This is a genomic window from Pseudomonas sp. GZJR-8 (genome assembly GCF_002916705.1).
In the GTDB taxonomy this organism is placed as follows: domain Bacteria; phylum Pseudomonadota; class Gammaproteobacteria; order Pseudomonadales; family Pseudomonadaceae; genus Aquipseudomonas; species Aquipseudomonas synxantha_A.
This window is the reverse complement of sequence record NZ_JXSI01000006.1, coordinates 69,355-87,457: the sequence shown is the minus strand read 5'-3', so window position 1 is coordinate 87,457 and position 18,103 is coordinate 69,355. Positions and strand designations below refer to the sequence as shown.

13 protein-coding genes are annotated in these 18,103 nt (G+C 59.7%); 6 read left to right on the top strand and 7 right to left on the bottom strand.

The window, feature by feature from the left end; all coding sequences use genetic code 11:
* Positions 1–149: 149 nt before the first annotated feature.
* The 3 genes from TK42_RS13760 to TK42_RS13750 all read left to right on the top strand — a co-directional run bounded on the left by TK42_RS13760 (position 150) and on the right by TK42_RS13750 (position 3,650).
* The gene (locus TK42_RS13760) at positions 150–1,280 is read left to right on the top strand and encodes a carbon-nitrogen hydrolase family protein (RefSeq protein ID WP_103734453.1); all 1,131 of its coding nucleotides are present in this window, start codon (positions 150–152) and stop codon (positions 1,278–1,280) included.
* Between the two features lie 3 nt (positions 1,281–1,283).
* Positions 1,284–2,318 carry an AraC family transcriptional regulator gene (locus tag TK42_RS13755; RefSeq protein WP_103734452.1) on the top strand — a complete coding sequence of 345 codons (1,035 nt, stop codon included), beginning with the start codon at positions 1,284–1,286 and terminating at the stop codon, positions 2,316–2,318.
* Positions 2,319–2,645: 327 nt separating this feature from the next.
* Positions 2,646–3,650 (top strand): pyruvate dehydrogenase, encoded by a 1,005-nt coding sequence (locus tag TK42_RS13750; RefSeq protein ID WP_103734451.1) that lies wholly within the window; start codon positions 2,646–2,648, stop codon positions 3,648–3,650.
* 53 nt (positions 3,651–3,703) lie between these two features.
* On the opposite strand, the gene TK42_RS13745 is transcribed toward TK42_RS13750, so the two are convergent.
* Positions 3,704–4,174 (bottom strand): MarR family winged helix-turn-helix transcriptional regulator, encoded by a 471-nt coding sequence (locus TK42_RS13745; protein WP_032880533.1) that lies wholly within the window; start codon positions 4,172–4,174, stop codon positions 3,704–3,706.
* 145 nt (positions 4,175–4,319) lie between these two features.
* Here TK42_RS13745 and aceE point away from each other — a divergent pair, with 145 nt between their 5' ends.
* Positions 4,320–6,980 (top strand): pyruvate dehydrogenase (acetyl-transferring), homodimeric type, encoded by a 2,661-nt coding sequence (gene aceE / locus TK42_RS13740; RefSeq protein ID WP_103734450.1) that lies wholly within the window; start codon positions 4,320–4,322, stop codon positions 6,978–6,980.
* Between the two features lies 1 nt (position 6,981).
* Here the strand turns inward: aceE and TK42_RS13735 are convergent, their stop codons facing one another.
* On the bottom strand, positions 6,982–7,806 hold the full coding sequence (locus TK42_RS13735) for a DUF2242 domain-containing protein (RefSeq protein ID WP_103734449.1): 825 nt from the start codon (positions 7,804–7,806) through the stop codon (positions 6,982–6,984).
* 83 nt (positions 7,807–7,889) lie between these two features.
* On the bottom strand, positions 7,890–8,795 hold the full coding sequence (locus TK42_RS13730; protein WP_103734448.1) for a LysR family transcriptional regulator: 906 nt from the start codon (positions 8,793–8,795) through the stop codon (positions 7,890–7,892).
* A gap of 115 nt (positions 8,796–8,910) precedes the next feature.
* Between TK42_RS13730 and TK42_RS13725 the strand changes: the two genes are divergently transcribed.
* Positions 8,911–10,092: an MFS transporter gene (locus TK42_RS13725; protein WP_103734447.1), complete on the top strand. Its 1,182-nt coding sequence runs from the start codon at positions 8,911–8,913 to the stop codon at positions 10,090–10,092.
* A 118-nt stretch (positions 10,093–10,210) separates the two neighbouring features.
* Entirely contained in the window at positions 10,211–11,554 is a 1,344-nt protein-coding gene (gene nhaA / locus TK42_RS13720) for a Na+/H+ antiporter NhaA (protein ID WP_103734446.1), read from the top strand.
* A gap of 82 nt (positions 11,555–11,636) precedes the next feature.
* Here nhaA and TK42_RS13715 read toward each other — a convergent pair whose 3' ends face one another.
* The 4 genes from TK42_RS13715 to clpX all read right to left on the bottom strand — a co-directional run bounded on the left by TK42_RS13715 (position 11,637) and on the right by clpX (position 18,031).
* Positions 11,637–13,511 (bottom strand): SurA N-terminal domain-containing protein, encoded by a 1,875-nt coding sequence (locus TK42_RS13715; RefSeq protein ID WP_032880522.1) that lies wholly within the window; start codon positions 13,509–13,511, stop codon positions 11,637–11,639.
* Between the two features lie 230 nt (positions 13,512–13,741).
* Complete coding sequence (locus tag TK42_RS13710; RefSeq protein ID WP_003174819.1) at positions 13,742–14,014, bottom strand: HU family DNA-binding protein; 273 nt, start codon at positions 14,012–14,014, stop codon at positions 13,742–13,744.
* 148 nt (positions 14,015–14,162) lie between these two features.
* Complete coding sequence (gene lon / locus TK42_RS13705; protein WP_032880520.1) at positions 14,163–16,559, bottom strand: endopeptidase La; 2,397 nt, start codon at positions 16,557–16,559, stop codon at positions 14,163–14,165.
* Positions 16,560–16,747: 188 nt separating this feature from the next.
* Positions 16,748–18,031, bottom strand: a complete 1,284-nt coding sequence (gene clpX, locus TK42_RS13700) for an ATP-dependent Clp protease ATP-binding subunit ClpX (RefSeq protein WP_003238279.1) — start codon at positions 18,029–18,031, stop codon at positions 16,748–16,750.
* Positions 18,032–18,103: the final 72 nt, after the last annotated feature.

Genomic DNA, 18,103 nt, shown 5'->3' with positions numbered 1-18,103 from the left:
ATGTCCCACAGACTAAGAGGCGGTGGACCACGGCTCAATGACTGAAACTGACAAGTTATTGATCCAAATGCACAGCGCCCCTTGGCAAGCCGCGCCATGGGCCCTACCCTAGTCGCGAACCCTGCACCTGGTCTGTTGTCTGTTGCCCCATGCGTAAACTTCTAGCGTTCACCGTCACCATGGCCCTGGTTGCCGCCCTCTCCGCGTATCTGGTGTGGACCCAGGAGCGCCCCGTGGCGCATTACCTGTCGGACCTGCGTATCACCCTCGCCGTCAATGAGGGCGAACCAGCCGACCGTGGCAACCTGCTCGGCATTCAGCCAGAGCTGTTCCCTGCCGACTATCAAAGCCTGGAACGCCTGCATCTGAAGCTGTCGAGCTACCTGCAAAAAGCGCGCGACCAAGGCCTGATCAACGCCAAGACCATCGTGGTGCTGCCCGAACATATCGGCACCTGGCTGATGCTCAAGGGCGAAAAAAACGAGCTGTACCAGGCCACGCATTTGAAGGATGCGATGAACTGGCTGTCGATCAGCAACCCACTGCAGTTTGCGAAAGCCTGGATCAGCGCCACCGGCGACAACCGCATGGATGACGCCTACCTGCGCATGAAGGCACCTGCCATGGCGCGCGACTATCAAGTGGTGTTCGGCGGCCTGGCAAAAGAATTTGGCGTAACCCTGGTGGCAGGCTCCATCGCCCTGCCCAACCCGAGCGTGATCCAGGGGCAGTTGGAAGTCGGCCATGGCGCGCTGTACAACGCCAGCGTGGTATTTGCCGCCGACGGTTTGCCACTGGGCCAACCGCAGCGTCAGCTCTACCCGATCTACGATGAGCGTGGCTTTATCGAGCCAGGCGATGAGAATGTCGTCAGCGTGGTGGATACGCCTGCCGGGCGCCTGGGCATCCTGGTCGGCAGCGACAGCTGGTACCCGGACAACTATCGCAAGCTCAACGAGCAAGGTGCGCAACTGATCGCAGTACCGGCCTTCGTCACTGGCCGCGACACCTGGGACCGTCCATGGCGCGGCTTCAAGAGCGTGTCGACGCCTTCCGAGGTCAGCCTCAAACCCGAAGAAACCAGCGAAGGCGCCGCCTGGCGCCGCCTCACGCTGATCAGCCAGCAGCCTGTCAGCCAGGCCATGGCGGGCATGAGCGTGTTTTTACGTGGGCAGTTCTGGGACCTGGGCAGCGCCGGCCAGAGTTTTCTGAGCAGCAACGGGCAAGTGTTCGCCGACGGCGATGCCCGTGGCGCGCGCCTGCTGAATATCTGGCTGTAGCCCTTGAAGCCGGTGCGCCTGGGGGATCTGTCGGTGGGCTTCGTGCACACCCTGGCCGATGCCATCCAGAGCCACGGCCTGGACCCGCAACCGCTGTTGCTGCAATACGGCCTGGACCCTGCACGCCTGGCTGAAGCCGGCGCACGCCTGTCGATCCCGCGCTATATGCGCCTGGGCCACGCGGCCATCCAACTGACCGGCGACCCGGGCCTGGGCCTGCGCATGGGCCAACTCAGCCGCTTGAGCCAGGCCGGCCTGGCCGGTGTCACCGCCGCCCAGGCCCCCAATGTGCGCGAAGCGGCGCGCACGCTCACACGCTTTGAAGCGCTGTACGGCTCCAACTATCGCGGGCAATCGAGCTTTCATGAAGATGCCGAAGGCGCCTGGCTGCGGTTCTACTCCATCAGCCCCTACAACGCCTATAACCGCTTTGTGGTGGACTCGATCATCGCCGGTTGGCTGCAACAATTATCCAGCCTGGCGCAACAGCCGGTGCAGGCACAACGGATAGAAATCGAATTCGACGCGCCGGACTATCACGAACACTACAATAGGCTGGGAAGCGGCCTGGTGCACTTCGGCGCCGATGCCAATCAACTGCGTCTGAGCCAACCCACCTTGGCGCTGCGCAACCCACAGCACTGCCCAAGCACCTGGCACCTGCTGCTGCAGCTGTGTGAAAGGGAGTTGGAGCAGCTGACTCGCACCCGCAGCCTGCGCGAGCGCATCACGCGGTTGCTCGGGCCGATGCTCAATGGCGGCCGGGAACCCGACCTGGAAGAGGTGGCGGCACGCTTAAAACTGCCGACCTGGACACTGCGGCGCAAACTGGCCGAGGAAGGCACACAGTTTCGCGCAATTCTCAACGACACCCGCCGCGACCTGGCCATGACCTATATTCGCGATACCGAGCTGGCATTTGGCGAGATCGCCTACTTGCTTGGCTTTGCTTCAGCCCAAGCCTTCCAGCGGGCCTTCAGGCGCTGGAATAACCAGACCCCAGGGGAATTTCGCCGCAGTCAGCGGCACTCCGCCTGAAGTCAGCGTTACAGCTCGGTGGCATCGTCAACCGGATCCAGCGGGTCCAACTCGAATGCCTGGTACTCCAGCAGTTCTTCCTGGTAATCGTCCATGGTGGACTCCTTCTTCAAATGAGAGCGGTGGCAGGTAAATGACCTGCGAACCCAGCCTAAAGTGCCGTCATGACGAAAAAATGTCGACGTTGTGACATTCCTGCGCTTGAAAAGTTAAACGCGACAGGCGCCGGATAATTTAATCCCATGACTTGAAGTGCGATTGCAATCATTGCAAATGCAATCACATTTCCAGTAGGGTACAAATATCCGTTGGAAGGAGCTTGGACCCATGCCTGCCTCTATCGCGCATTCTGCGCAGAGCTGCATCGATGCACTCAGCACCGCCGTTTGCCCGGGCAACTCGCCGCTGTATACGGTGATGAGCATGGCCAATACCCTGGAATCCAGCCGGCACGCCTGGGTGATCCGTGGCCAGTCATGCAGCCGCCGCGTGGGCAACTGGCCTATCTGGTTTGCGTGCAATCGCGGCGAAAAACCCCTGCTCTATCTGCACAGCGCAGTGTCGTCTGCACAGTTGTGCGCACTGTCGGAGCAGACCGCCCAACGTGGCATCTTGTGCAATGACATCGAGAACCAGCCTTCCCCGTGGCCCAAGGGCACGCACCCGTCATTGCCAGTATGGCTGGCGACCCATCCACGCTGCACACCCTACGATCCCGCCTCGGGAGACGAAGCTCGAGCGATTGTGCTGGCAGGACTACGCACGCTGTACATCGACGGCCAGCCAGGTTTTTATTATTTGACGCTGCATGACCAGGATGCCCACACGACACTGACTGCCCAGGACCGAGAGGATGCCCACAAAGGCATGTATCCGATCCGGCGTGGACAAGCAGCAGATGTGCGCCTGCTCGGGGCTGGCCGGGCGCTGGAAGAGGTGATGTACGCCGCAGAGTTGCTGGAACAGGACTGGAATATTACGGCGCAGGTGTGGAGCAGCCCCAGCTACACACGGTTGGCCCGTGAGGCGGCGACCGCGGAGCGCTGGAACCGCTTGCACCCCTTGGCCCCCAGGCGCAGCTGCCATTTACGTGATTGCCTGGCAGGCAGTAGCGCACCCGTCATTGCCGTCACCGGTTATCCGCAGGTGATTGTCGATCAATTAGCCGCGCATGTAGATGCACGATTTATCGCCTTGGGCGCAGGCTCGATGCAGGCCTCTGCGCCGAGCCGCTATTGGATTGTGGCGTCAGCGTTAAGAGCGCTGGCCGATGAAGGGCGTACCGAGGTGCAGCAGGTGGAAAACGCACTGCAGCGTTATCACCTGAAGTGAGGGGGAATGCAATTGCGCAAGCAAGGTCCCCCGCACTGAGTCTGTTTTCGAACCTACGATTTACGTCGGCTGCGCACTTGCACACCCGCATCCATCGCCAAGCCCGCCGTGCGCTCCAGGGCATCGGCAAATGCCTGGCGCTGCTCGGGTTCGATTTGTGAAATGAACAGCTCGTCCACGGTGCTTTCGTAGATTTTCCACATGCTCTTGCGCAGCGCTCGACCCGTGTCCGTGATCGAGGCAAACGCCGCACGACCGTCGCCATCGGAGCGGGAACGCACTACCAGGCCGTCCTTTTCCAGGCGGTCCACCAGGCGCGTGAGGTTATAGCGCTCAATGGCCAGCACATCGGCCAGTTCGTGCATACGCCGGGTGCCGCCGGGCCCGCTTTCCAGGCCCCACAACGCATCGTACCAGGCGTACGGCGGCAGGCCCGCCGCAGCCAGGCGCCGCTCGATTTCACGGATGACCGTCCTGTGAGCCCTGACAAAACGGAACCATACATCCGGTTCTTTCGACGACATGCAACACCATCCGGGGAATTTCAAGAAGGTTGCAATAGTAGCTCATCCCGCGCTAGATTCTGGCATCTCGTTGCAATTGCAACTACATTTTGCATCACTCCCGCGAGGAGCTCGCTGCTTGAATCCGCCTACCCTGGAGCCTCACATGACCCCGAATGACCCAGTAAGACTCGACGATGATCCACAGGAAACCCGCGAATGGCTGGAGTCCATCGAATCGGTGCTGTCCACCGAGGGCCGCCCCCGCGCTCATTACCTGATCGATCAGTTGCTGGATTTCGACGTTGCACGGCATGGCGACTTCTACGGGCGGGTGACCACTCCCTACGTCAATACCATCCCGGTTGAGCGCCAGCTGCCCTACCCCGGTAACCAGGCCATCGAGCGGCGCACCAATGCGTTCATCCGCTGGAATGCCATGGCGATGGTATTGCGCGCAGGCAAACACTCAGGCGTAGGTGGGCATATCGCCACCTATGCGTCAGCCGCCGTGCTGTATGACGTAGGCTTCGATCATTTTTTCCGTGGCCGAACCGACACATTCGACGGCGACCTGGTGTACATCCAGGGCCATTCCTCACCAGGCATTTATGGCCGTGCCTACCTGGAGGGCCGTATCAGCGAAGCGCAGCTGGATAACTTTCGTCGCGAGGTCGGTGGCGAGGGTTTGTCTTCCTACCCTCACCCACGGTTGATGCCGGACTTCTGGCAATTCCCTACGGTCTCCATGGGCCTGGGACCGATCACTGCCGCGTACCAGGCGCGTTTTATGCGGTACCTGGAGTTTCGAGACCTCAAGCAGCATCAGGGCCGCAAGGTTTGGGCATTCCTCGGCGATGGCGAAATGGACCAGCCCGAATCCCTGGCGGCCATCTCCCTGGCGGGCCGCGAAAAACTCGACAACCTGATCTTCGTGGTCAACTGCAACCTGCAACGCCTGGATGGTCCGGTGCGCGGCAATGCCAAGGTGATCCAGGAGTTCGAGAGCCTGTACCGTGCCGCCGGCTGGAATGTGATCAAGGTGATCTGGGGCGGCGGCTGGGACGCGCTGCTGGAAAAGGACCAGAGCGGCCTGCTGCGCCAACGCATGATGGAATGCGTGGACGGCGACTACCAGAATTACAAATCCCAGGATGGCGCTTATGTGCGTGAACACTTCTTTGGCAAATACCCGCAGTTGCTGGCGCTGGTTGCGGACATGTCCGACGACGACATCTGGAAACTCTCACGGGGCGGGCATGACCCGGACAAGGTCTACAACGCCTACGCCGCCGCCGTGCGCCACAAGGGCCAGCCCACGGTGATACTGGCCAAGACGGTCAAGGGCTTCGGCATGGGTGAAGCTGGCGAAGGCCAAAACATCAACCATCAGCTGAAGAAGATGGGGGCCGAAGCGGTAAAAGCTTTCCGCGACCGCTTCGGCCTGGAGGTCGACGATGACCGGCTCGAAGAAATCCCCTACCTCAAACCCGCCGTCGACAGCGAAGAGGCCCACTACTTTGCCGCACGACGGCAGGCACTGGGAGGCTATGTGCCAGCGCGCCACACTAGCGCTGCGCCGCTGCAAATCCCCGAGCTGAGCGCCTTCGCCACCCAACTCAAAGACACCGGTGAGCGCGCCATCTCCACCACCATGGCCTTTGTGCGCATCCTCGGCACGCTGCTCAAGGACACGCATTTGGGCAAGCTGATCGTGCCTATTGTGCCGGATGAGTCGCGCACCTTTGGCATGGAAAGCCTGTTCCGCCAGATCGGTATCCACTCAGCCGTCGGCCAGCTCTATACCCCACAGGACGCCGGGCAATTGAGCTACTACAAAGAAAGCAAAGACGGACAGATCATGCAGGAAGGGCTGAATGAATCCGGCGCCATTTCTTCCTGGATTGCGGCAAGCACGTCCTATAGCAACCATGGCCTGATGACCGTGCCGTTCTATATTTTCTACTCGATGTTCGGCTTCCAGCGCGTCGGCGACCTGGCCTGGGCGGCGGGCGATGCGCGAGCGCGGGGCTTCCTGCTGGGCGCCACGGCCGGGCGCACCACGCTGATGGGTGAAGGCTTGCAGCACGACGACGGGCACAGCCATATCCTGGCGTCGGTGATTCCCTGCTGCGTGGCCTATGACCCGACTTTTGCCTACGAACTGGCGGTGATTATTCGCGAGGGTATGCGGCGCATGTATGTCGAACAGGAGGACATCTATTACTACATCACCCTGCTCAACGAAAACTATCCGCACCCGGGGATGCCGGAAGGCGTTGAAGAAGGCATTCTCAAGGGCATGTATCCGCTGAGCAGCCACCCGCAGGCAAAGGTGCAGCTCATGGGCAGCGGTTCAATCTTGCGCGAAGTGATCGCCGCAGCCGAGTTGCTCGCCAAGGATTTCGCCGTGCATAGCGATGTCTGGAGCGTCACCAGCCTGACCGAATTGCGCCGTGATGGGCACGCCGCCGAACGCTGGAACCTCCTGCACCCGCAAAGCGAGCCGCGCCAAAGCTACGTCGAAACCTGCCTTGCCGGGAGAACCGGCGCTGTGGTGGTGGCCACGGACTACATGAAGTTGTTCGCCGACCAGATTCGCCCCTTCGTGCATAACCGCCGTTTTGTCGCACTGGGTACCGACGGTTTCGGGCAATCGGACACCCGCGAGACATTGCGCGAGTTCTTCGAGGTAGACCGGCACTTTATCGCTTTAGCAGCCTTGAAGGCGTTGGCTGATGACGGTGTGATTGGTCGTGACAACGTCGCCCTGGCCATCAGCCGCTACGGGATCAACGTCGACAAGGCCGATCCCGTAGCCATCTGAGTTACTGCGCAGGCGCTGGCAAGGGCGGTATTGCCTCTGTCGGCGCAGGCAGGCTGGGATTGGTCGGCGCCGGCGCGGGCTCGGTTGCTGGCGCCGAGGCAGGCGCAGGTTCCGGGGTCGGTGCGATCGGCGCAGCCTCAGGTGGCGGTGCCAGGGGTTGCGAAGCGGCAGGCGCTACAGGTGCCTCCTTCGGCGCCTCGACCTTCTCGGCTACTGGAGCGGCTACCGGAGCGGCCTTGGGTTCAGGCACACCCAGGTCAGCCTTGGGCTGCTCGGGTATATGCTCGGCCTGCTTGACCTCCTGCGGCAGGAACACATCCACCAGCGCAAAGTAACGCTCGTAGAACTTCGGCGCCGAGACGGTCTCGCTCGCGACTTTCACCATCGAGTCGTCAGTGGAGCCGATCGGCATCGACACCGAACCCAGCACACCCACGCCGAGGCTGGCGGAGTTGTTGACCTTCTTCAGCGCATAGCGATCCTGCAAGGCGTTGGCAAACATCGTCGAGTGATTGCTGCCTTTGCCATCAGCAGCGCACACCACGTTGAAACTGATCTGCAGATGGGTCTCGCCGGTCTGCTGGAAACTCTTGTTGCCCGCCACCAGCTTTGGATCGCTGCTGGTAATGATGTAACCCTGGCTCAGCAGGGCACGACGCGCCGCTTCACACGCCGCTACATCGCTGACCGGGTAATCGCGGGAAAACGTACCGGAATCGTCGAAATTCTCATGTTCATAGATAGCGGTCTTGGGTGAGGAGCAGCCCGCGGCGCCCGCCAGCACCAGCGCCAACCCGAGGCTACGCAAGTGAAATGATGTCGACATTGAAAATCCTGTGGAAAACGGTCCGGACGGTATTGTGCAACAGAACGCGGCCTTGAAGCGCGCATTCCTGTCGGTTAAACATCTCAGCCTTGTGAAGCCGCGTCAGTAGGAAAAAGCCCGGCACACATATGGTCGATAAACACGCGCAATTTGGCCGAGGCATGGCGACTGGCCGGCCACAGCAACCAGAAACTGCCACGGTGTTCGAGGTGTTCATCCAGCACGCGCTGCAAAGCCCCTTGCGCAACCGCCTCGTTGACCATGTAGTCCGGCAGACACGCAATACCGAGACCTTCCTGAGCCACATGCTTGAGAGACTCAATGGTGCTGCTGACCAGCGGCGCACGCAAGCTCGGCTCCGCCGCGCCCGGCACCCGTCGCAGCGGCCAGGGCTCGAGTTTGCCGGAGGCGCAGAATTTATGCCGAAGGCAGGCGTGATGACTCAAGTCCTGGGGCAGGAGTGGCGTGCCGTATTGGTCGAAATAGCCGGGCGTACCGACAAGTACCAATTGATAATGCCCCAGATGGCGCGCCATCAAGCGCGAGTCTTCCGGCTTGCCGGTGCGGATCACCGCGTCGAAGCCTTCATCGATGACATCCACCATACGGTCGGAAAAATCCACGTCCAACTCGATATCCGGATAGGCACGCATAAAGCCACTGATCACCGGCATCAACAACCCGCGCACTTGGGGCACGCTGATACGCAGTTTGCCCCGCGGGGTGGCACTGGCCTCGCTCAACTCCAGCTCAGCCGCTTCCACTTCCGCCAGGATACGCCGCGAGCGCTCCAGCAACAGCGCGCCCTCACTGGTCAGGGTGATACTGCGGGTACTTCGATGAAACAGCCTGACACCCAGGCGCTCCTCCATGCGTGCGATGCTTTTACCTACCGCTGAGGATGACACGCCCAATACCCGCCCGGCCGCGGTGAAGCTACGGGTTTGCGCGACCTGTACGAATACCGAGAGCCCGCTCAGACTGTCCATGCTGATGCCTTGGTCGATTGCGGACAAAAATGTCCGATAAGTTCGGCACCTTAGCCTGTTTTTCCGCGCATCGCAGCCCCCTACCCTGCCTCCTTGCCCCTTCAAGGAGACTCCCATGAACAACAACGCTTCATTGACCGCTACGGCGCCCGTGCATGAACCCCTGCCATTGGCAGGGTTGCTGGCCCTGGCCTCGGCCGGCTTTATTACCATCCTCACCGAGGCCATGCCCGCCGGGCTGCTGCCGCAAATGAGCGCCGGGCTGGAAGTGTCACAGGCGCTGGTCGGGCAGTTGGTGACGCTCTACGCCCTGGGCTCATTGCTCGCGGCCATCCCGCTGACCTTGCTGACCCGTGGCTGGCGTCGCAGGCCTCTGCTGTTGATCGCCATAGGCGGCTTTGCCTTGGTCAACAGTGTCACCGCGTTTTCCAACCACTACGGCGTGACCTTGATCGCTCGCTTCTTTGCGGGTGTATTCGCCGGGCTGCTGTGGGCGCTGTTGGCAGTCTACGCCAGCCGCATGGTTGCCCCTCATCTGCAGGGCCGGGCGATCGCCGTGGCCATGCTCGGTGCGCCGCTGGCCTTGTCCCTCGGCGTACCTGCTGGCACCCTGCTTGGCACGCTGGTCGGTTGGCGCAGCAGCTTTGCCATCATGACCGGCCTGACCCTGTTACTGCTGGTGTGGGCGCGCTGGCAATTGCCGGATTTTGCCGGCGAAGCAGCCAGCAAACGTCTGAGCTTGAATCGCGTGCTGGCCATGCCGGGAATCCGCCCAGTGCTGTGGGTGACCTTCACCTATGTGTTGGCTCATAACATCCTCTACACCTACATCGCTCCCTTGCTGGTGCCCGCCGGCATCGGCAGCGAGATCGACCAGGTATTACTGGTGTTCGGCTTGATGGCGTTGGTAAGCATCTGGTTGGTGGGCATATGGATTGATCAACACCTGCGGTTGCTGACCCTCATCAGTTGCGCGACGTTCGCCGCAGCTGCCCTGCTCCTGGGTTTCTGGATCAGCTCTGCGATCTGCATCTACATCAGCGTGGCGGCCTGGGGCCTGGCTTTCGGAGGCCTGCCGGCCCTGCTGCAAACCGCACTCGCGAAGTCGGCCGGCAACTCGGCCGATGCCGCGCAATCCATGCTGGTCACCGCGTGGAACCTTGGCATTGCCGGGGGTGGGCTGGCTGGCGGCTTGATGCTCCAACACTGGGGCGTCATCGCATTTCCATGGGCCGTGCTGGGGTTGATAGCGCTGGCGCTGGGTGCAATGACGGGCAAGGCCTGGCACGGCCGATGACAAGTTTGTTTACAACTTATTCCTCTACTTCCTATCATCGCCTCTGGGTGCGTTGCTGCATAAGGCACGGCGCAGGTTAAAAGCCAAGCATTGGTCGGGCCGCCAATGGAGATTTGTCGTGCCTGATAAACACCCTGCCATCCCCCGCCCTCAGCGCCTGACTGAGGGCGCGCTGTCTGCCCTTGAGCGTTTTTCCCATATCGAAGCCGTGAGCGGTATCGTCCTGCTGTTGGCAGCGATCGTGGCGCTGATCTGGGCCAACAGCCCCGCCGCCGCGACCTACGAACACTTCTGGAATACGCCTGTTACCCTGGGACTTGGCGATTACAGCGTCTCGCGCTCCCTGCACTTTCTGGTCAATGACGGGCTGATGACCATCTTCTTTCTGGTAGTCGGCGCCGAGATCCGTCAGGAAATCAAAGATGGCGCCCTGGCCAACCTGAAACTGGCCACGCTGCCCTTGGGCGCTGCGCTGGGCGGTGTGCTGATGCCTGCACTCATCTACACCCTGCTCAACCACGGCACCGTCGCCGCCAGTGGCTGGGCGGTACCCACCGCGACCGACATCGCCTTTGCTGTTGGCGTGCTGGCGCTGCTGGGCAAGTCGATTCCCAGTGGCGTGCGTATCCTGTTGCTGGCCCTGGCGATCATCGATGACATCGTGGCGATCCTGATCATCGCGATCTTCTTCACTGCCAGTCTCGATTACATGGGCTTGGTGATTGCCGCAGGCGGGCTGGCGCTGGTGCTGGTGTTCCAACGCATGGGCATCGGCAAGGCCGCGATCTATCTGTTACCTGGCGCGATTGTATGGTTCGGGCTGCTCAAGACCGGCGTGCACCCGACCCTCGCCGGGGTGATCCTGGGCTTGATGACGCCGGTCAACTCCAAGCCCACCACGGAGCGCCCGCTGGAGACCATTGAACGCACGTTCAACGAGCTGATGGAGCGCTTCTCGCAATCGAATGAAGGTGCGCAGCAAGTCGCCAAACCTCTCAAACAACTGCGCGAAGCCCAACGGGAGATGTTGCCGCCGGTGCAACGGGTGCAATCGGCACTGCATCCGTGGGTGGCATTCGGCGTGATGCCGCTTTTCGCCCTGGCCAATGCTGGCGTGAGCCTGCACGGCTTCAACCTGGATGATCCGATGGCTCACGGGGTGTTCATGGGGGTCATCTTTGCGCTGGTACTTGGCAAACCCCTGGGCGTGATGCTGGCGAGCCTGATGCTGGTCAAGCTCAACATCTGCAAGCTGCCGGACGGTGTGACCTGGACAGGAGTCGGCCTGGTTGGCCTGCTGGCCGGGATCGGGTTCACCATGTCGATCTTTATCTCGTCCCTGGCCTTCTCGGACCCGGCCTTGCTCTCGGCCGCCAAGCTCAGTGTATTGGCCGCTTCGACCCTGGCAGCGGTGATCGGCCTGACCTGGGGCAAGCTCAAATTTTCAGGCAAGCACCCATAAGGCGAGTTAAGCACCCACTTTATCAAGGGCAAAAAAAGACCCCGGCCTTTTCAGGACGGGGTCTTTTTTATTCAAGCCGGCATCAGTACTTCTTGATGTCTGCCTGGGTTTCCAGCTGCTTGCGGAACGCCGCGAAGTCCTGCTGGCCGATACGGGAAGCGAGGAAGCGGCGGTATTGCGCCTTTTCTTCGTCCGTAGGGGCTGCCGCTTCGTTGACGCCGTTCAAGCGCACAATCACCAGGCTGCCATCACGCAGCGTCACCGTGGTGAAAGTAGGCTTGTCCTTGGCCGCAGGCTTGGGCATGCGGAACAGGGCTTGAAGCACGGCTGGGTCGATGGATTCCTGACCGCGGGTCGCCGCTTCAGTCACCTTCCAGGCCTGACCGTCAATCGGCTGGTCCAGCGCGGTTTTGCCGTCACGCAGGCTGGCGATCAACTCGTCGGCATGGGCTTTGGCGGCAGCGCTCGCACGCTCCTTGGTCATCTGGGTGCGAATCGCCGCAGCAACGCTCTCAAGCGGCAGTTGAGCCGGCTTGAGATGCTCTTTGGCACGCAACACGATGATGGTTTCCGGGTCCAGCTCGATGGCGCTGCTGTTGGCACCTTCATCCAGCACTTCCGGGCTGAATGCCGCAGTCACCACAGCACGGTTGGCTGCAACGCCCTCGCCACCTTCACGGCCAAACGGCGCCGAGGTGTGGACGGTCAGTTTCAGGTCAGATGCCGGCTGAGCCAGGTCGGACGCTTCGAATGCCGCATCTTCCAATTGCTTGGTCGCTTCGACAAACCGCTGTTCAACCTGTTGGGTCTTGAGCTCGCGGGTCAGCTTGTCTTTCAGGCTGGCAAACGATGGCACCTCAGGTGCTTCAACGCCCAGCAACTTGATCAAGTGCCAACCGAAGGCACTGCGCACCGGCGCCGATACCTGGTCTTGCTTCAAGCCGTACAGGGCCGTTTCGAAGTCCGGATCGTAGACGCCAGGGCCGGCAAAGCCCAGGTCACCGCCATTGTTGGCCGAACCTGGATCCTGGGAGAACTCCTTGGCCAGGGCTTCGAACTTCTCGCCTTTGGCCAGGCGTGCCTGGACTTCTTCGATCTTGGCCTTGGCTTGCGCCTCGGTGACCTTATCGTTGACTTCGATCAGGATGTGCGCGGCACGACGCTGTTCAGCGAGGTTGGCGGTTTCCTTCTCGTAGGCAGCCTGCAGTTCATCGTCCTTGACGGTGACCTGGTCGAAGAAGGAGGACTTCTTCAATTCCAGATAGTCGATGACCACCTGGTCCGGGGTCATGAACTCTTTGGCGTGCTGATCGTAGTAAGCCTTGACCTCATCATCGGTGAGCTTCACCGCTGCCGGGTCTGCCTTGATGTTGACGGTGGCGAAATCGCGGGTCTGTTTTTCCAGACGGGCGAATGCCAGCACCTCGGCATCGGTGACGAAACCGCTGCCGGCGATACCTGCGCGAACCTGGCCGATCAGCATTTCCTGGGTCAGCATCTGACGGAATTGCATACGGCTATAGCCCAGTTGACGGATCACCTGGTCAAAACGTTCGGCATTGAACTTGCCATCCACCTGGAATTCCGGCGTCTGCAGGATCACCTGGTCCAAAGCGGCTTCCGAAAAGCCGAACTTGGCATCAGCAGCGCCTTGCAGCAGCAGCTTGCGGTCGATCAGGCCCTTGAGGGCCGCGTCGCGCAGCAGTTTTTCGTCCAGCAGCGAAGCATCGAAATCCTTGCCCAGCTGTTGCATCAGCTGGCGACGTTGCATGTCGACAGCCTGGCTCAGTTCGGTCTGGGTGATCTGTTCACCGTTGACCTTGGCCACGTCCTGCGCGTTATTACCCGAAGCCTGGAAAATGGCTTCGATACCGGTGAACGCCATCAATGCGACGATGATCCCGATAATGGTCTTGGCAATCCAGCCTTGTGAATTGTCCCTGATATTTTGCAGCATGCGTCCCCCAGAAACGGTTGAACTTCAAAAATAGGCAACCGTGGAGCGTGGGTAGAGTCCGGATAGAAGAAAGGCGCATCCGAGGATGCGCCTTCTCGTAACTGGCGGAGCGGACGGGGGTTTGAACTCTCACCCCCGGCGTGGCGACCCGATGGATACGTGGGTCGCTACCGCTCCGCTGCCAGGTCGGACGTGCGTCCGACCCGGGTAAGCAAAGGCTTGATCGAAGCTTAGTTAACGGCTTCTTTCAGGGCTTTACCGGCTTTGAAACCTGGTTTCTTGGCAGCAGCGATTTGCAGTGCTTTGCCAGTCTGTGGGTTACGGCCAGTGCGAGCTGGGCGGTCAGTCACAGAGAAAGTACCGAAGCCTACCAGTACCACGGAGTCGCCGGCCTTCAGAGCGCCAGTGACGGATTCGATTACTGCGTCCAGCGCACGGCCAGCAGCAGCTTTCGGGATATCAGCGGATGCGGCGATAGCATCAATCAGTTCCGACTTGTTCACTCTAAGTCCCCTTATATATCTATTGAGTATGATTCTAAGTTTTTTGGTAAAAGCAAAAACCAGTGCTGGGTGGCCTACAGACACTTAAGAGCCGCTTTATAACAAGGGCTCTAAAAAGCTGTCAAGGAAGCCCCCAGGCTTTAACACATTAATGCGTGCTAATTCTTTCCTTGGAATCTGACTCGCGTTTTTCGTCCTTCGCGACTATCTCCGGAGCTACATCCGGCAAGGGTTCCGGCGCGTATTGCAGCGCAATTTGCAGGACCTCGTCAATCCATTTAACCGGTTTAATCTGAAGATCCTGCTTGATGTTGTCAGGAATTTCCTTCAAGTCGCGAACATTCTCTTCCGGAATGATCACCGTCTTGATTCCGCCCCGGTGAGCCGCCAGCAATTTCTCTTTCAGACCACCGATGGCCAATACCTGACCACGCAGGGTAATTTCCCCGGTCATTGCGACGTCAGCTCGCACAGGGATGCCAGTCAATGCCGACACCAGGGCCGTGCACATGCCTACGCCCGCGCTAGGGCCGTCTTTCGGAGTCGCCCCTTCCGGCATATGGATATGGGTGTCGTGCTTCTCATGGAAGTCCAGCGGGATGCCCAGGCTGCGGGCGCGACTGCGCACCACGGTCTGCGCGGCCGTGATGGATTCGACCATCACGTCACCCAGGGAGCCGGTCTTGATCAACTGGCCTTTGCCGGGAATCACCGCAGCTTCAATGGTGAGCAATTCGCCACCCACCTGAGTCCACGCCAGGCCAGTCACCTGCCCGACCTGGTCCTGCTGCTCGGCCAGGCCGTAGCGGAATTTCTTCACGCCCAGGAAGTGTTCCAGGGAGTCGGCAACTACCTTCACAGAGAAACGTTTTTCCAGTGCGTGTTCTTTCACCGCCTTGCGGCAGATCTTCGCGATCTGGCGCTCAAGGCCCCGTACACCGGCCTCGCGGGTGTAGTAACGCACGATGTCGCGGATCGCCTCGACTTCAAACTCGATCTCGCCCTTCTTCAGGCCGTTGGCCGAAATCTGCTTGGGTGCGAGGTATTTGACGGCGATATTGATCTTCTCGTCTTCGGTGTAACCCGGCAGACGAATCACCTCCATCCGGTCCAGCAAGGCTGGCGGAATGTTCATGGAGTTGGAGGTGCACAGGAACATTACGTCAGACAAGTCGTAGTCGACTTCCAGGTAATGGTCGTTGAAGTTGTGATTCTGCTCCGGATCGAGCACCTCAAGCAGCGCGGAGGCAGGATCGCCACGCATATCGCTGCCCATTTTGTCGATTTCATCGAGCAGGAACAGCGGGTTGCGCACGCCCACTTTTGTCATCTTTTGAATCAATCTTCCTGGCATCGAACCGATGTAGGTACGGCGATGACCACGGATTTCCGCCTCGTCACGCACACCGCCCAGGGCCATGCGCACAAACTTGCGGTTGGTGGCACTGGCAATCGACTCGGCCAGGGAGGTTTTACCCACACCCGGAGGGCCGACCAGGCACAACACCGGACCACGAATCTTTTTCACGCGCTTTTGCACGGCAAGGTATTCGAGGATGCGCTCTTTGACTTCCTCAAGACCATAGTGGTCGGCATCGAGGATTTCTTCGGCGCGAGCCAGATCCAGGCGCACCTTGGTCTGGGCCTTCCACGGCACCTGCACCAGCCAATCGATGTAGGAACGCACCACGGTGGCTTCGGCCGACATTGGCGACATCTGCTTGAGCTTGTTCAGCTCTGCGGTAGCCTTGGTCAAGGCATCTTTGGGCAGGCCAGCGGCATCAATGCGCTTTTTCAGCTCTTCGATTTCGTTGTGGCCTTCCTCGCCGTCGCCGAGTTCCTTCTGAATGGCCTTCATCTGCTCATTCAGGTAGTACTCGCGCTGGCTGCGCTCCATTTGCTTCTTCACCCGACCGCGGATGCGTTTTTCTACCTGCAACAGGTCGATTTCGCCGTCCAGCAGCGCCAACACGTGCTCGACACGGGCCGACAGGTCGATGATTTCGAGGATGTCCTGCTTCTGCTCGATTTTCAGCGCCATGTGCGCGGCCATGGTATCAACCAGGCGGCTTGGTTCATCAATGCTGCTGAGGGAAGACAGCACTTCAGCGGGGACTTTCTTGCCCAACTGCACATACTGCTCGAACTGCGAGAGCAGGCTGCGCACAAACACTTCGGATTCGCGCTCTGCAGCTTCGACTTCTTCGATCAGTGCCACTTCGGCGCGCAGGTGCCCGTCCACTTCCATGAAACGCTCTACGGCACCGCGCTGCTCGCCTTCCACCAGCACCTTGACGGTGCCATCAGGCAGCTTGAGCAATTGCAGCACAGTGGCAATGGTGCCGACGCGATACAGGGCATCTTCACCCGGATCATCATCAGCAGGATTCTTCTGGGCCAACAGCAGGATCTGCTTGTCGCCCGTCATCGCAGCCTCGAGGGCTTCGATAGACTTCTCGCGCCCCACGAACAGCGGGATAACCATGTGCGGATAGACGACGACATCACGCAACGGCAGGAGAGGCAATTCGATGGTTGTCTTCATGATTTCGCCTCTATGACAGTTGATAAGTAAGCATGAAACCAAGATGGGGGTTACATGCAAAAAAAACAAGCTCAATGCCAGTAGTTAAACGCATGAATACACGCGAATTTAACCACCGCACCAAGAAAACGCCCCAAAAAACAAGGGGCCCCTAGAGGCCCCTTGCTTGTACCGCAACTGCTGAACGCTTACGCGTCTGGCGCAGCCTTGGCCGTCGGCTCACTGTTTTCGTAGATATACAGTGGCTTGGACTTGCCTTCGATAACGCTTTCGTCGATCACCACTTTGCTCACCTCAGACTGCGAGGGGATTTCGTACATGGTGTCGAGCAACACGCCTTCGAGGATCGAACGCAGGCCACGTGCACCGGTCTTGCGCTCCAGTGCCCGCTTGGCCACCGATTTGAGCGCGTCGGTACGGAACTCGAGGTCCACGCCTTCCATCTCGAACAACTTGGCGTATTGCTTGGTCAGGGCGTTCTTGGGCTCGGTGAGGATCTGAATCAAAGCCGCCTCATCCAATTCGTCCAATGTCGCCAGGACCGGCAAGCGACCAACGAATTCCGGGATCAGACCAAACTTGACCAGATCGTCAGGCTCGACTTCACGCAGGGACTCGCCCACCTTCTTGCCTTCTTCCTTGCTGCGCACTTCCGCACTGAAACCAATGCCGCCACGGGTGGAGCGCTGCTGGATAACCTTCTCCAGGCCGGAGAATGCGCCACCACAAATGAACAGAATGTTGCGCGTATCAACCTGAAGGAATTCCTGCTGCGGGTGCTTGCGGCCGCCTTGTGGCGGTACGGAAGCAACCGTGCCTTCGATCAGTTTCAACAGTGCCTGCTGCACGCCTTCACCGGAAACGTCCCGAGTGATCGACGGGTTGTCGGACTTGCGCGAAATCTTGTCGATTTCATCGATGTAGACAATACCCATCTGGGCCTTCTCTACGTCGTAGTCGCACTTCTGCAGCAGTTTCTGAATGATGTTCTCGACATCTTCGCCCACATAGCCAGCCTCGGTGAGGGTGGTGGCGTCGGCAATGGTGAACGGAACGTTCAGCAGGCGAGCGAGGGTTTCCGCAAGCAAGGTTTTACCCGAGCCTGTAGGACCGATCAGCAGGATGTTGCTCTTGCCGAGTTCGACCTCGTCGCCTTTCTTGTCACGCTGGTTCAGGCGCTTGTAGTGGTTGTACACCGCTACGGCCAGAACCTTCTTTGCACGCTCCTGGCCAATAACGTATTGGTCCAGGATGCCGCTGATTTCTTTAGGCGATGGGAGTTTGTGCGCACTGCTCTCGGCCTGGGCTTCCTGCACCTCCTCGCGGATGATGTCATTGCACAGGTCGACGCATTCGTCGCAGATAAACACCGAGGGGCCGGCAATCAATTTGCGTACTTCATGCTGGCTTTTGCCACAGAAGGAGCAATAGAGCAGCTTGCCGTTGTCCTCGCCGTTGCGGGTGTCAGTCATTCGTTCGATCCAAATCCGATAGGCTTGCAACACAAGATGAAGGCTTATGCGGGCTTTTTCAAGCCCGCCAGT

Coding starts and splice junctions, on each gene's coding strand:
- TK42_RS13760 (WP_103734453.1), top strand. CDS start 150: ATGCGTAAACTTCTAGCGTTCACCGTCACCATGGCCCTGGTTGCCGCC.
- TK42_RS13750 (WP_103734451.1), top strand. CDS start 2,646: ATGCCTGCCTCTATCGCGCATTCTGCGCAGAGCTGCATCGATGCACTC.
- TK42_RS13745 (WP_032880533.1), bottom strand. CDS start 4,174: ATGTCGTCGAAAGAACCGGATGTATGGTTCCGTTTTGTCAGGGCTCAC.
- aceE (WP_103734450.1), top strand. CDS start 4,320: ATGACCCCGAATGACCCAGTAAGACTCGACGATGATCCACAGGAAACC.
- TK42_RS13735 (WP_103734449.1), bottom strand. CDS start 7,806: ATGTCGACATCATTTCACTTGCGTAGCCTCGGGTTGGCGCTGGTGCTG.
- TK42_RS13730 (WP_103734448.1), bottom strand. CDS start 8,795: ATGGACAGTCTGAGCGGGCTCTCGGTATTCGTACAGGTCGCGCAAACC.
- TK42_RS13725 (WP_103734447.1), top strand. CDS start 8,911: ATGAACAACAACGCTTCATTGACCGCTACGGCGCCCGTGCATGAACCC.
- TK42_RS13715 (WP_032880522.1), bottom strand. CDS start 13,511: ATGCTGCAAAATATCAGGGACAATTCACAAGGCTGGATTGCCAAGACC.
- lon (WP_032880520.1), bottom strand. CDS start 16,559: ATGAAGACAACCATCGAATTGCCTCTCCTGCCGTTGCGTGATGTCGTC.
- clpX (WP_003238279.1), bottom strand. CDS start 18,031: ATGACTGACACCCGCAACGGCGAGGACAACGGCAAGCTGCTCTATTGC.